This window comes from Virgibacillus chiguensis, assembly GCF_900129865.1.
Classification (GTDB): Bacteria; Bacillota; Bacilli; order Bacillales; family Amphibacillaceae; genus Virgibacillus; species Virgibacillus chiguensis.
The window spans coordinates 122,546-134,696 of the sequence record NZ_FQXD01000008.1; the positions used below are offsets into that span (position 1 = coordinate 122,546).

At 36.1% G+C, this 12,151-nt stretch carries 11 protein-coding genes and 1 riboswitch; of the genes, 2 read left to right on the top strand and 9 right to left on the bottom strand.

Translation table 11 applies throughout. The annotated features are described in order from the left end of the window. Positions 1-28: 28 nt before the first annotated feature. Both BUB45_RS10845 and BUB45_RS10850 read right to left on the bottom strand, forming a co-directional pair. Positions 29-673 (bottom strand): HAD family hydrolase, encoded by a 645-nt coding sequence (locus BUB45_RS10845; RefSeq protein WP_073008795.1) that lies wholly within the window; start codon positions 671-673, stop codon positions 29-31. 34 nt (positions 674-707) lie between these two features. Further along, complete coding sequence (locus tag BUB45_RS10850) at positions 708-1,277, bottom strand: DUF6434 domain-containing protein (protein ID WP_073008798.1); 570 nt, start codon at positions 1,275-1,277, stop codon at positions 708-710. Between the two features lie 399 nt (positions 1,278-1,676). Then, positions 1,677-1,770: riboswitch (TPP riboswitch) on the top strand. A 123-nt stretch (positions 1,771-1,893) separates the two neighbouring features. Between BUB45_RS10850 and tenA the strand changes: the two genes are divergently transcribed. Together tenA and BUB45_RS10860 are read left to right on the top strand one after the other, a co-directional pair. Next, positions 1,894-2,586 carry a thiaminase II gene (gene tenA / locus BUB45_RS10855; RefSeq protein WP_073008801.1) on the top strand — a complete coding sequence of 231 codons (693 nt, stop codon included), beginning with the start codon at positions 1,894-1,896 and terminating at the stop codon, positions 2,584-2,586. Between the two features lie 450 nt (positions 2,587-3,036). Further along, on the top strand, positions 3,037-3,696 hold the full coding sequence (locus BUB45_RS10860; RefSeq protein WP_139300141.1) for a hypothetical protein: 660 nt from the start codon (positions 3,037-3,039) through the stop codon (positions 3,694-3,696). Positions 3,697-4,018: 322 nt separating this feature from the next. Here the strand turns inward: BUB45_RS10860 and BUB45_RS10865 are convergent, their stop codons facing one another. From BUB45_RS10865 to BUB45_RS10895, 7 genes are all read right to left on the bottom strand, one after another. Continuing rightward, entirely contained in the window at positions 4,019-4,573 is a 555-nt protein-coding gene (locus tag BUB45_RS10865) for a cysteine hydrolase family protein (RefSeq protein WP_073008807.1), read from the bottom strand. A 343-nt stretch (positions 4,574-4,916) separates the two neighbouring features. Next, positions 4,917-5,399, bottom strand: a complete 483-nt coding sequence (locus BUB45_RS10870; protein WP_073008810.1) for a hypothetical protein — start codon at positions 5,397-5,399, stop codon at positions 4,917-4,919. 406 nt (positions 5,400-5,805) lie between these two features. Continuing rightward, positions 5,806-6,675 (bottom strand): class II fructose-1,6-bisphosphate aldolase, encoded by an 870-nt coding sequence (fba, locus tag BUB45_RS10875; protein WP_073008813.1) that lies wholly within the window; start codon positions 6,673-6,675, stop codon positions 5,806-5,808. A 54-nt stretch (positions 6,676-6,729) separates the two neighbouring features. After that, a complete protein-coding gene (gene iolD / locus BUB45_RS10880) occupies positions 6,730-8,646 on the bottom strand; it encodes a 3D-(3,5/4)-trihydroxycyclohexane-1,2-dione acylhydrolase (decyclizing) (RefSeq protein ID WP_073008816.1) in 1,917 nt (638 codons plus the stop codon). A gap of 18 nt (positions 8,647-8,664) precedes the next feature. After that, positions 8,665-9,642, bottom strand: coding sequence for a 5-dehydro-2-deoxygluconokinase (gene iolC / locus BUB45_RS10885; RefSeq protein ID WP_073008819.1), 978 nt, complete (start codon positions 9,640-9,642; stop codon positions 8,665-8,667). 211 nt (positions 9,643-9,853) lie between these two features. Continuing rightward, the gene (gene iolB, locus BUB45_RS10890) at positions 9,854-10,669 is read right to left on the bottom strand and encodes a 5-deoxy-glucuronate isomerase (protein WP_073008823.1); all 816 of its coding nucleotides are present in this window, start codon (positions 10,667-10,669) and stop codon (positions 9,854-9,856) included. Positions 10,670-10,681: 12 nt separating this feature from the next. After that, entirely contained in the window at positions 10,682-12,145 is a 1,464-nt protein-coding gene (locus BUB45_RS10895) for a CoA-acylating methylmalonate-semialdehyde dehydrogenase (protein ID WP_073008826.1), read from the bottom strand. Positions 12,146-12,151 lie beyond the last annotated feature (6 nt).

Consider the following 12,151-nt stretch of genomic DNA (forward strand, 5'->3'; position numbering starts at 1 on the left):
CCCTCCAATAACAACAAAAGGAGCTAAATTACGAATATACAAGTTGCATGACTTCATCTATTAGATGATCAGGTTTTTCTTCCGTCAATTGTTCTCTTTTATGACTCCCCCAAGTCACTCCACATGATGAAATAGCAGCAACTTTAGCCATTTGTAAGTCATATATAGCATCTCCTACCATAACCGTCTCTTCCTTTTTTAAATGATACTGTTCAACGATGTTTAAAATACCGTCAGGATGCGGTTTATAATGAGATACTTTGTCTGACCCTATAATATCATGAAAATAAGTATCTATGTTTAAACTTTGTAGATTCCGTTTTAGTACATCTGTCTTTTTACTTGATAAAACAAATAACAATTTTTCCTCTAAAACCATTTTATGTAACACTTCTGGTATATTCTTAAAAACGGTTAGTAAATCGCTTTCTAACTGTTTATACTGTTCACGGAAAGTTTGCAATAAAAGCTTATACTCATCTTTCAATAACTCTCGATCTGCCATTTTTTTAAAAGATGTTTCAATTGGGATTCCCATATAGTGTTCGATAGTATCCGCAGACGGTATATGTAGTCGTAACGCTTTAAAAGCATTCTGTGTTGCTAATACACTGCATTGCTTTGAATCTGCCAAGGTTCCATCAAAATCAAATATAATATTTTTATAGTTCAATTTTTATACCCCTCTCTTCATCCATAAACCTCAGTTATTTGTTTGCCGTATATTTGTTACTCCCTGGACGTTGCTTTATGTTGTTCCAAGCTTTAATTGCATCTTCCCTACTTTTTCCTTTATTAGCCGGATCTGCAAAAAAGTCACGAATAAATTGATTATATTCAAATTGTGGAGCAATCGTTTTCTTGTATGACGGATCTTTCTTTCGCTCTCCCTCCTCATACCATGCTTGAACAACATCATGATACGTGTTACCGACATTTTCTTTAAAATAGTTTTGAATATACGTAGAGAAGTGAAAATTCGGGATAATTGTTTTAAAAAAAGCCCGCACATGCTGACTACAACGATGATTTTCCGTAATTACAGTATCTAAGCTTAATTCGTCTTTTGTTTTTGCTTTTTTAGTACCGCTTCTTTTTCGGATTGGCTTTTTTACCTCACCTGTACGCAAGAAAGTATCAATGCGGTCTGTAAGTTCTAATTTCGATCCCGAAGTACGAATGCCATTTTGCTTACAAAATAATTGTAACTCTTCTTTTAACCAATAGTAGTCTTTGAAAGTTTGTACATGAATATCTTTCGTTAATGCTGGTCTCAATTTTCCACCTCCTAACGATTACATCTATTATAGAACATTTGTTGCTTTATTTCCACCCGCTATAACAAATACAATTAATATTAGAACAAAGGCTCGGAGCGCCCGTTTAGCAACGTAGCTAGTGGAACGAATCAACTGAAGTTTTAGGAATTATGCTCCTGCAACAGGAGTATGCGGCACCCTCTGGCAAGCCCGTCTTTAGCCGGCCTTCCTATTTAGCACGAACCGGTGATGACTTATCGTAGGACGATTCATGAAGTCGCCTAGTTGCTGTGCGCTGGAGCCGGACGTGGCTCATTCGGTTATTTGGTTATCCCATAGCATCAAATTTTTATGCTTTCTTATCTCTTGAAAAATACGGTTGACTTTGTATGACACTATGATATGCTTCAAGTATAGTGTTTCTACTAGGGGAGCCCGATGGCGGCTGAGACAACGACCCTTAGAACCTGATCTGGTTTGTACCAGCGGAGGGAAGTGGAAAACTACTTAACAGCGTTATCTGTTTCATGTTTATGTGTATGGACAAAAGTCCTTATACACAGATAGATTGCGTGTATTAAGTATATCCCTTTCTTCCTCGAGCAATGAAATATGTATGAGGAGGAATTTTTTTATGTCATTTACAGACACATTACGTGAGGTAACTGCAAAAAGTTGGGAGCAAAGTATAAAACATCCATTTGTAAAAGGGATCGCCAAAGGTGATTTATCCCTAGACATTTTCAAGTATTATATTTTACAAGACATTTATTACTTGAAGCACTACGGAAAAGTCCATGCCTTGGCAGCTACATTAGCTGAAGATTTTCAAGTAACAGCGATGCTAGCTGACAAAGCAAAAAAAACTGCACAAGCAGAGCTAACCGTGCATAAACAGCATGCAGAAATCTTAAACATCACAGATACAGATTGGGATCATTTCAAACCAGCCCCAACTGCTTACGCTTATACATCACACCTATATCGCGCTGCAGCATCTGGAAGCCTAGGTCAAGCGATTGCAGCCATGTTGCCTTGTTATTGGTTATACGCAGATATTGGAAAAACATACCAAAATGCCAAACCAACCGAAAAAATCTATCAAAATTGGATTGCTACCTATGCAAGTGACTGGTTTCAAGATTCAACCAATGAACAGATTCATTTGCTTAATCAAATTGCAGCCGAATCTACTGAGAAAGAAAAAGAAAAGATGAAAGAGCAATTTATCATTGCTAAAGAATACGAGCTTGCCTTCTGGGAGATGTCCTATACAAAGGAAAATTGGTTCTCTGACAGACATTGGCATGAGCCTTCGATGGCTTAAATAAATACAAAATCAGTGAGAGAAACCTATCTTTCACTGATTTTTTAATGGATAGAATTATTCCTCTTCTCCAGAAAATCTGTAAGTTCCAGGTTAATGATTATTTTTTATCATCATGAACATCTAGAAAAATTGAACTACAATGGACACAACGAAATTTTTTCTGCATAATAACGATATATCCTAATTTTCAACTTACTACAACATGGATATAGAACAGATAACAATTGTTTATAGCTAGGAATGAATTCACTCTATATCCAGTCAAAACTATATTCTAGCCGAAAATAATTATCTAACATTTATTAATTTTGAAGGAGCGTTAATATGAACACTCTCCCCCTTTTATTAAGAAAACTTGTTACTTCTTACATACTAACTATCTTTATTGCTATCTACTTTGCAATCTTTTATCTATTCCCAATAGAATCAGCTTCCTATTATTTAGAAGTGGACTTTTTAGGGTGGACTTTCATTTATAGCATTTATATTTTTCCTGTACTGCTTTTATATGGAAGTCCTATTTCAATTATAGTAGAGCTCATTCATAAAAAAGGCATCTTTAAAAATAGATGGCTTTACATTCTATTACATAGTTTATTTGGAGGTTTTTTCGGTATTATTGTGGTGACTCTTGACTCTTTTCTTTTTAATTGGTTATTCATTTTATTTGGCGCATTTCTGGCATTAGTATATGCTGTGATTGATCGCATTCTCTATATAAAAATAAAAAGCAAAAAAGCAATTTGGATTAGTCTATCGTTTCCAGTTATTATATTGGCATTCATGTGGGGTGGTTTTCAATTTGCATCAGAGCCTCTCCCTCCATTTACTGCAGAAGATGCTATAAAATTTGCCTCAGAAGGAGATGAAATGCTAGCAAAATTCCCACAAAAAGAAGGTATTTCTAAAGTGAAAATTGACGGATACCATATAATTCAAGAAACAAAAGCTGAAATTATTGATGATGATACTTATATCATATATTTTTTTGAAACATGGAGTAAAAATAGTGAAAGCGATTCATTTTCTGTTTCCTATAAGATAGACCGTAATTCTTCAACTTTGCACAACTCAGATTGGAACTATAGCCGTCCATTTGAATATTAAGTCTATCTAGTTTGGTAAATTTAAAGCGTTGGAAAACGGATTTTTTCTAAGAGGACAATAGATAAAGTGAACCTCAATGAGTGTTTTTCTCATCCCCCACTGATGTTAGTACCGCAAGGGTATCACCTAAAGGCAACTGAACGAATCGGGGATTTGGGTGCTGTTATCTCCCACTTAGACTTGATCAACTCACATCTCCAATTTTGAAGTGGGAGGCTTACAGCACCTTATACCCGGATAAAAACCCTGGCTGCACCGTTTTCTAAATTATTTGAGATAAACGAAAGGATTGCATAATTGCACCTTGTAATGAAATACTTTTTTATAAACTGTTAATTAGTTGCTCCGTTGTCCGTATCGTGGCAAATTCACCATGCAATGTAGCCAGAGATACATTATGTATAGTTTCTGCATCATAATATCTATTATTTTGATCTTTCAATCCAAATGCTGCAGTAGCATCTGAAATCAGATATGTATCAAACCCTAAATTACCACTCATTCTTGCAGTCGTTGATACACAATGCGGTGTAGTCAATCCCGTAATTACAACGGTTGATACTTCATTTGCTTTTAATTGTTCTTCTAAGTTAGTACCAATAAAACTACTGTTTACTTTTTTTGTAATGATAACTTCCCCCTCGATTGGTTCAACTATTTCTTTGATAGCAAAGCCTTTATTTGCCATATGAAATACGGAATTAGGATTATCAGACGTGTGTTGTATATGAAATACTATCCACTTCTTTTCTCTCCATAATTGTAGTATTTTTCTCATATTCTCTTCTGCTTCTTGATTATTTCTCTCACCCCATTTTTTATCTTCAAATGCCTTTTGTACATCGACCAAAATTAAAGCTTTTTTCGTTTCACTCATGAGTTTCTCCTCCTAATGTTTTATTTACCATTGATAATTATGCTCATATTGTAAATGCAAAATTTAATATTTTTTCCAGAAAGAAAGCAAATTTAGGCAACTAAATTGTGAGCCATTTCTTTAGTCCACTTTTGAATACCTTCTTGTACATCATTAGGACAATTGAACTGTCGGTTGGGTTTCTATTATTCATTGTACTTCCCCTTCCTTATCTACTTTTAGCCTAATACAATCATAAAAAACACCCAACAGTTAGTTTAATATCACGCTAACTTCAGGGTGTCCTCATCTATATTGTTACTTTATCATGTAAGAATTCAAACAAAAGTAAAATGAAATGAACCTATGCACATTCCTTTAAAATACAAATTCCATATTGCTTTAGTTCCTTATGGATCACTGGACTATCAGCTATACCTTGACAATAACTGTATTCTAAGAAAACGGCATACATACTGTTCCATGCAGCCTCTAATTCGGTAAGTAAATCCTTTTGTTCCGTAGTAGTTAACGCTGCTTGTAATTGCTTGAAAATTTCATCAGCATGATCTTCTTCTTTTTTTAAATTTGAGTTTGTTAAAGCATTACGGTAGGCAACTTGGTGAATGCGCTCAACAAAAACGATGTTATTAAATGCCTTTCGTAATATATGATGCTTAGCATCTTCTGTTTCTTTTTCGTCCGTAAACATATATCCTTCTTGTTCATCACACAGCACTTCTTCTGTTTGCTTCCTGTGAAAGAAATCATACACGCCGCTGCACTCATTTACGATATCAAAACGCCCCATTGGTTCTTGACAAACAGTCAAAGTACTCGCTCTCATATTGCATCCCTCCATCAAAATTAAGTTACCTTATTCCCGGCACATGCCTTCTACCATCATGGATTTTGCATCATTCCAAAAATTATTCATTTGAAAAGTAATGTAGATAATTATACAATATTTCACCTCACTAAAATTAAATTTTCAAAATTAATCTGTACAATTACACTAACATATGTTCGGTTTTTTTGCACAGTTAAACCTCTTAAGATAGGAAAGCTTTTTTACCTAAACCCACCTTCGTTCATAGGTGGATTTGTTCATCATTTCATCAACAATTTCTTGATTAACGCCATAAAATAACCGCAGAAAGTCACAAAAGCAAATTCGACCCCCTACGGTTACTATGATGTTTAAGTTTAGTTAACTATAAGTTAAACACAAAACAAAGCATCAACGATTACTTCTATTCTACTTTATTCATTGCTTTATTACTTGAACCAAATTCTTGGATTTTTTCATGTACTGTTTCCTTTATTGCCTGTTTACTTAACTCCAATAATTTTTTTGGCTCATATACTTCTGGATTTTCTACCAAACTTTGTTGTAGTGCTTCTCTCCAAGCTATATTCATTTCAGTATTAATATTAATCTTAGCATGCCCTAAGCGTATTGATCTTTGCAGTTGGTCTAACGGTATTCCACTCGCTCCATGTAAGACAAGTGGGATTTCAACTTCTTTAGATATTTCAGCCATCTGCTTAAATCCTAGCTTTGGTTCACCAACATACTTCCCATGTACAGAACCTAGTGCAGCAGCAAGCGCATCAACTCTTGTTTTCTCCACAAGCTCTACACATTCTCGTAAATTGGCATAACAAATATTGCCTATTAGACCATCTTCATAACCACCAACCGTACCAATTTCTGCTTCAACGGATACACCATTTACATGTGCATAGTCTACTACTTGCTTCGTATTTTTAATATTCTCATCAATTGGAAAGTGGCTACCATCGTACATCACAGAGCTATATCCAGCGTCAATCGCTTCAAAACATCTTTCTACACTTTGCCCATGATCCAAATGTAATACAACCGGAACAGTAATTTGCTGAACTTCCATTAGATTACGAACCATATTAGAAATTAGTTTGAAACCACCAAGATAATCCACCAATCTATCCGAAGAAGCAATAATAACAGGAGCCTTTGCCTCTTGAGCTGCCTCTAATATAGCTTGTGGCCAAATAAGACCATTGATGTTAAAATGTCCTACAGCATATCCTGCTTGCTTAGCTTGAGGAAGTATATCATTTAATGTAACTAATGCCATGTTTATTTCTCCTAATTCATTTTGCAAAGCTTTCTCATTTACGTTAGTTATTCCTTAATACCCTTTCGCCTGCTTCATTGCTTCTTGCTTATTTTGAAATGCCTTATTTATACTTTCCTGTTTAGAAACTTCAGATAAACCGACATTCCACCAACTTCCCTCATAGCCATCTGACATTGTTTTTGGAAGAACTTTAATTTCAATTAATGTGGAATTTGGTTGTTTTTTCGCATCTTCAATAGCTAGTCTCAATTCATCAAGATTACTTATTTTATAGGTCTTAGCGCCGTAACCCTCTGCTACTTTTGCATAGTCTATGTTTAAAATTGTACCAGCTGCTGTTCTAAATTCTGTTCCTTGGTTTGCGCACCCATTACCCATTTGTAGATTATTAATACAACCAAATCCAGAGTTATCAAATAGAATAATATTAATTTTTTTATTGTATTGAATAGCTGTAACAAGTTCCGAATGTAGCATTAAGAAACTCCCATCACCAACAAAGGCATACACTTCTTTATCTGGTTCCGCTAGACGTGCTCCTAATGCACCAGCAATTTCATACCCCATACAAGAGTAACCATATTCCAAGTGATACGTATTAGGAACGACCGGATTCCATAATCTTTGCATATCTCCTGGTAATGAACCAGCCGCCGAAACAACAATAGCGTCTTCATTAAGCGATTCATTTAATGCAACAAATACTTCTGTTTGCGTTAGTTCTGTCTGTAAAACATTTGCGTATTCGTTTAACGTTTCTTGTGAAAAATGTCCGTCTATTTCAGGAACAAAATCTTTCCGTTTAAATTGAACATTTGCTAAACGAGTTCTTTCATCTAGCCATTCCCTTTTTAATTCTTCTAATTGCGTACCATAATTTGCCTTATATCCTTCTAATAGTGGCGCTAACTCTTTAAGTGTCGCTTTTGCATCACCAACAACTTGAAATGCGTCCAACTTATATGCTTGCATACGACTTATATTAATGTTAAGAAATTGACTTTTCTCCAAATTAAACAACGTTTTAGAAGAAGTGGTGAAATCGGTATATCTTGTACCAATACCAATTATTAGATCTGCCTCTTTAACTACCTTATTTGCAGCAGATGTACCTAAAATTCCTAGTCCACCTAAATTATTTTTGAATTGCCACTCTACAGTCGATTTCCCAGCATGTGTTTCTACTAATGGAATATCATGTCGTTCTGAGATGTGGATTAATTCCTCTCTTGCTTCTGAGTACTTACAACCACCGCCAACAACAATTACTGGTTGACGACTGTTTTTAATTCTTTCTACACTTCCTTCCATTTCGCGCTTTGTAGGTACTGTACGGTTGATATAATGTACGCGTTTTTGAAAAAATTCAACCGGATAATCGTACGCTTCTCCTTCTACATCTTGAGGTAAGCAAATCGTAGCTGGCCCCATCGTAGCTGGATTGGTCATTACTTCAAACGCTCTGATCAAAGCAGACATTAGCTGTTCTGGTCTTTGAACGCGATCCCAATAACGCGAAACAGCTTTGAATGCGTCATTAGTTGAAATAGCAATGCTTGACTCTTGTTCTATTTGTTGTAATACTGGATCTGGCTGTCTTGTAGCAAATGTATCTGCTGGTAAGAATAAAACAGGAATCTGATTCGCCAAAGCTGTGCCGGCAGCTGTGATCATATTCGCTGATCCTGGCCCAGCTGAACTAGATAAAGCATAGATCTTTTTACGTAAGGATTGTTTAGAAAAAGCAATTGCTGCATGAGCCATCCCCTGTTCGTTTTTTCCCATAAAGGTTTTTAAGTGGCCTGCGTCTTCTTCTAAAGCTTCCCCAATTCCAAGAACATTGCCATGGCCATATATATGAAAGATACCTTCAACAAAAGGATGTTCTTTGCCATCAACAGATAAATACTGCTGATTTAAAAACTTTATTAACGCTTGGGCAGTTGTTAAACGAATGGTTGCTACCATAAAATCTCGCCTCCATATCTATTGGGATTGATTGTTGATTAATTCCTCAATCTCTGAAACAGTTGGCATCGCTTCAGAAGAACTATGCTTACTAACAACAATCGCTGCTGCTGCACTAGCATATTTTAAAGCGGTTTCTACATCTTTCTCATTAAATAACGCATAAAGAAATGCAGAAGCATAAGCATCCCCAGCACCAAAGGTCTTTAAAACTTCGGTCTTGTAAGCGTTCGCTTTATATTCTTTTCCCTCTTTACTATATGCAAAAGATCCTTCGACACCGTGTTTAATGACAATTATTTCAGGCTCATATTTAAATAATTCCTTTACAGTATCTTGATTATCTCCGCCTTCTTTCCCTTCCAACATATCAAATTCATCACGAGTACCGATGACAATATCCGCTTTTTGTGCTACTAATGTGTAATAAGTGGATACTTCTTCCTCTGACTTCCATGTGTATGGACGGTAGTCGATTTCAAAGATAACTTTTACATCGTTTGCTTTTGCGTATGCAACAGCAGTTAATACAGCCTCTCGAGAAGGACTTTGTGCAAGAGCTGTTCCAGATACTAAAAGAACTTCAGCCTCACGGATATATTTTTCATCCACTTCCTGTGGTGTTAAATAAAGGTCTGCTACATTATCTCTATACATTAAAATAGAACATTCACTAGGACTCTTAATTTCCGTAAATGCTAACCCCGACTTCCTTCCTTCCTGATCCGCCACCATTTTCGAGGTATCTACACCTTTTCCAGCCATATAAGTCGCTATAAATCTTCCGTGCTGATCATCGGATACTTTTCCAATAAACCCAACATTTAGCCCTAAATTTGACGTCCCAATAGCAATATTTGCTGGAGAACCACCGACATACTTTTGAAAAGTCATGGTTTCTTCCATTGGCCGATTATATTCAACAGCATTTAAATCAATACATGCTCTACCAATAGCAATTATATCCATTTTTTTATTTCCTTTTTTTAACCTCATGGTTTTATCCTCCAATTTCCAACTTAGAAAGTTTGCTAACCTAGTAAATAAAATGATTCTTCATGATTTACTGCTGCACTAGAGGCGCTGTGAACTACCACTTAGATTTGTCCAGCAAACAACTCCAATTATTGTGATAATGGTGTTACAGCGCCATACAATATATTCAGAATCTATCTACAACTATTTTTTAATCGTATGAAAGTAGGTATTACTTCCTCTTCAAAATCCACTCATGATCTGGATCGTTATGAAACTTCCAAATCTTTTTAGGACCAGCCATGACATTTAAATAATAGGAAGTGTAACCATCCGGCACTCCAACAGGGTGATAGCCTTTGGGAACGGAAACGACATCGCCATGCTCTACACTCATCGTTTCATCTAAAGAACGATCATCTGTATACACACGTTGGAACACAAAGCCTTGCTCTGGGTCTATTTCATGATAATACGTTTCCTCTAAAAATGATTCTTCTGGCAAATTATCCTGATCATGCTTGTGAGGAGGGTAACTTGAAAAGTTACCCCCATCTGTATATACCTCTACAACTAATAAACTACTAGATACAGCTGAACTATCTGGTAATATATTGTGTACCATTCTTTTATTCTGATATTTCCCTCGATGCTCTACAGAGTTATCAGCTGCCCGTATCACTTGAGCTTGCCGTTTTTCTGTTGCAGGTGCATAGCATAATGCTATCTTACAAGCACTTTTTGCAGCTATTTTAAATGTAGAATCCTTTGAAATATAAACACTATCTGTCGGTTTCTTTTCAAATACAGAATCGCGTGTTCCTAATTCTTCAAACAGTTGATCTCCGGTTTTTACAGAAGCCTTTCCTGTTAAAACAACAATACATACTTCTTTATCAGTCAATTCTTCAGCATAAGTCGCTTGTTCATCCAACTGAATGAGTTTAAATGCAACATATTTTAAATCTGAATTTCTTTCATGAACATCTTGCAAAATAGTAACTCCAGAAACGTTATGATCGTTCGGTTTGTATTGCAACTTACTCATAACCATGCTCCTTTATTTAAAATCTTTTGTTGCATATCTAGCGGTAACTACTTTCTTATGTGTGTAGAATTCAACACCGTCTTTTCCATTGGCGTGCAATGTTCCATAAAAAGATGATTTCCATCCTGAAAATGGGAAGAATGCCATTGGTGCTGGAACACCTAAGTTAACTCCGAGCATACCCGCATCTATTTTTTCACGGAAATAACGGATTGCATTTGCACTATTCGTGAACAAGCATGCACCATTAGCGAATACAGATTTATTGGCCAATTCTACTCCTGCTGCCAGATTCTTCACTTTCACAACACAAAGAACAGGCGCAAATAATTCCTCTTTCCAAATGGTCATTTCTGGAGTGACATCTGTAAATATAGTTGGACCGACAAAATATCCTTCACTTGGAATTCCTTCACGACCATCCAATACTAATGTAGCACCTTCGTCTACACCTTTTTGAATATAATCAAATGTTTTTTGCTGATGTTCTTTACGAATAACTGGCCCTAAAAACACCTCTTCATCTAATCCATTTCCCATTTTTAATTGTTTAGCTTCAGATGCCAGCTGTTCCATGAATGCATCATAAATACCTTCTTCTACTGCCACAACGGATGCAGCCATACATCTTTCACCAGCAGAACCATAAGCAGCAGCGATTACATTACGAATCGTTTCATCTAAGTCAGCATCATTTAAAACAATGGTATGATTTTTAGCACCAGTTAAAGCTTGCACGCGCTTAAGGTTTTCAGAACCTTTTTGGTAAACATACTTTCCAACAGGTTCTGACCCTACAAAAGATACTGCTTTTATTTTTGGATGTTCAAGTATTCCATTTACTACGTCATGTGCACCATTTACAATTTGAAACACGCCATTTGGAAGACCAGCTTCTTTAAATAACTCTGCCAATTTTTCTGTTAAAAGCGGCGTACGTTCGGATGGTTTCAAAATAAATGTGTTTCCACATGCAATGGCCATTGGGAACATCCAACAAGGCACCATCATCGGAAAATTGAAAGGTGAGATTCCGCCAACTACACCAATAGGGTAACGATAATTGGTCGCTTCTACATCGGTAGCAATGGATGACAATGAATCTCCCATTGTTAAAGAAGGTGCTCCAGCAGCAAATTCTACATTTTCAATTCCACGTTGCACTTCCCCTAGAGCTTCACTGTATGCCTTTCCATTTTCAATCGTTATTAAACGAGCAAGCTCTTCCTTGTTTTCCATGAGTAACTGTTGGAACTTAAATAAGATACGTGCTCTTTTTGGTACAGCAGTGTTACTCCATGATTGAAAAGCTTCACTGGCGATTTCTACGGCTTCATTTAATTCTTTTTTTGTGGAAATAGGAACTCTTGCAACGACTTCCTCTGTTGCTGGATTTAAAACATCTTCAAAAGTTTTCGTTTCACTTCCAACCCATTTTCCATTCACAAAGTTTTTCAAAGTTCTAATTTCACCCATTATGAA

What these genes read in the sequence shown, in the direction of transcription:
- tenA (WP_073008801.1), top strand. Translation starts at nt 1,894, where the DNA reads ATGTCATTTACAGACACATTACGTGAGGTAACTGCAAAAAGTTGGGAG.
- BUB45_RS10865 (WP_073008807.1), bottom strand. Translation starts at nt 4,573, where the DNA reads ATGAGTGAAACGAAAAAAGCTTTAATTTTGGTCGATGTACAAAAGGCA.
- BUB45_RS10870 (WP_073008810.1), bottom strand. Translation starts at nt 5,399, where the DNA reads ATGAGAGCGAGTACTTTGACTGTTTGTCAAGAACCAATGGGGCGTTTT.
- fba (WP_073008813.1), bottom strand. Translation starts at nt 6,675, where the DNA reads ATGGCATTAGTTACATTAAATGATATACTTCCTCAAGCTAAGCAAGCA.
- iolD (WP_073008816.1), bottom strand. Translation starts at nt 8,646, where the DNA reads ATGGTAGCAACCATTCGTTTAACAACTGCCCAAGCGTTAATAAAGTTT.
- iolC (WP_073008819.1), bottom strand. Translation starts at nt 9,642, where the DNA reads ATGAGGTTAAAAAAAGGAAATAAAAAAATGGATATAATTGCTATTGGT.
- iolB (WP_073008823.1), bottom strand. Translation starts at nt 10,669, where the DNA reads ATGAGTAAGTTGCAATACAAACCGAACGATCATAACGTTTCTGGAGTT.
- BUB45_RS10895 (WP_073008826.1), bottom strand. Translation starts at nt 12,145, where the DNA reads ATGGGTGAAATTAGAACTTTGAAAAACTTTGTGAATGGAAAATGGGTT.